Origin of the sequence: Aliivibrio sp. S3MY1 (genome assembly GCF_028765575.1) — a bacterium.
GTDB lineage: Bacteria > Pseudomonadota > Gammaproteobacteria > Enterobacterales > Vibrionaceae > Aliivibrio.
Genome location: NZ_JARACO010000067.1, coordinates 1 through 1,809, shown reverse-complemented (window position 1 = coordinate 1,809; position 1,809 = coordinate 1). Strand labels below are relative to the sequence as shown.

Below are 1,809 nucleotides of genomic sequence, written 5' to 3'. Positions count from 1 at the left end.
AGGCAAATAAAAGGACATATTATGGTAGAGGGTAGTTCAATAATTAATTTAGGTGATTTAACAAAACCTGCGACAATTTTGATTGAAAAAGTGTCTAATGCAGTCGGGGTTCTTTATGAACCTCGAAGAATAAAAAATGTGGCAAAAGCTGAAGTTGAGGTCGCTAAAATAAAGGCACTAGCTAATATAGAGCTTGATGAAATTCAGTATCGGGGAATTGAGCGCTTTGTTCATCAAGAGGCTCGTAAACAACAAAATATAGAAAATATAACAGCGAGTGCAATTAGTCAGTTACCAAATAATGCTAAAAGTGAAGATTTAGATGAAGATTGGGTTACTCACTTTTTTGATAAATGTGACAAAGTATCTGACGTAGAGATGCAAACTCTATGGTCAAGTCTTTTAACAGGTGAAGCTTCTAACCCTGGAACTTACTCTAAAAGAACAGTAGATTTTGTTGCTTCTATGGATAAAAAAGATGCAGAATTATTCACAAAATTCGGTCAATTTGTATGGACAATTGGAGGTCCAACCCCATTAATATTTGATGCCGATAATGAAGTATACAAAGAGCAGGGAATAAATTTCACCACGCTTAAGCATCTTGATGCTATTGGGTTAATATCATTTGAAACAACTTCAGGTTATGCTCGTCGGGGGCTGCCAAAGAAAGAGGTTCTATATTATTCAAGTAAACCAACGTTATTTGAATTTAAAAAAGATACTAATAATGAAATAAAAACAGGAAAGGTATTATTAACTAATGCAGGGACTGAATTGTTAGGCCTTTGCGTTACTGAAATTAATCAAAAGTTCTATGAGTATGTAATTGAGGAGTTATCTAAACAAGGTATAACTGTATCAAATTTATCTGCCTAACAATCGCATCAACACGATTTGCTACATTCGGCATTCTAGATTTCTTTTGGTTTACCGTATTAAGTGGTAAATTTGAGCTTAATCTGCACGGTAGCAAACGTGTTATGCAGGCGTTATATGGTTTAAGGTAGTTAAATAATGATAATTCATTTTACAAATAAATTTGAAGTTCTAGATAGTATCCTAACGTCGTCGTCATTTAGAATAACGTACTGCGGCGAATACTTTGGTGATGAGAAAAGAGTTATATCAAGCGCAGCACACCCTATGGTTTCTTTTAGTGAGTATCCTGAAAATGAAATTTCCAAACAGAAAATAACATATGGTGGTTATGGTGTTGCTCTAAAACATGAATGGGCAGTATTAAATAAGCTGAATCCAGTGATGTATGTTGAGAAAAACTCGCAAGCTGCGTTGGGGCTTGCCGCTTTGCTAAAAGCAAGACAAAAAACTGGTAAAGTTGAATTACCTAGTGCGCTTAGACTACCTGTTATGCAAATTAAATGTTTTACTAAACACGTTAGCGGTTATAACAGCTATTTTGATAAGCATGACTTTTACTTTAAAGAGGAAAATGAGTGGAGGTTTGTACCTCAAAAGCAAGATATAGGAGGGTATCTTATATCTGTCAACTATAGTGCTTTCAAAAAGAATAAAGACAAATATAACAATAGATTGTTAAGTTTTCCTCTAGGGTTCAATATTTCAGACATTGAGGCCATTTATGTAAAAACTGAAGCTGAGAGGCATGCAGTTTGCCAAAAATTTGGAATTGCAGATTCTTTAATCAAAATAACACCATGGGAAACAACCATATAACAAATGCATCAACACGATTTGCTACACTCGGCGTTGTCAGTTTGCCTTTAGTTTCAGTGATTAAGGCGTTAAAATTCAGCTAGGCCTGTATCGTAGCAAACGTGTTATGCA

Annotated in this window: 2 protein-coding genes; both read left to right on the top strand. The window is 34.8% G+C overall.

Translation table 11 applies throughout. The annotated features are described in order from the left end of the window. Positions 1-21 precede the first annotated feature (21 nt). The gene (locus PVK62_RS17215; protein WP_274445605.1) at positions 22-879 is read left to right on the top strand and encodes a DUF2806 domain-containing protein; all 858 of its coding nucleotides are present in this window, start codon (positions 22-24) and stop codon (positions 877-879) included. A 138-nt stretch (positions 880-1,017) separates the two neighbouring features. Next, the gene (locus tag PVK62_RS17210; RefSeq protein WP_274445604.1) at positions 1,018-1,698 is read left to right on the top strand and encodes an abortive infection system antitoxin AbiGi family protein; all 681 of its coding nucleotides are present in this window, start codon (positions 1,018-1,020) and stop codon (positions 1,696-1,698) included. Positions 1,699-1,809: the final 111 nt, after the last annotated feature.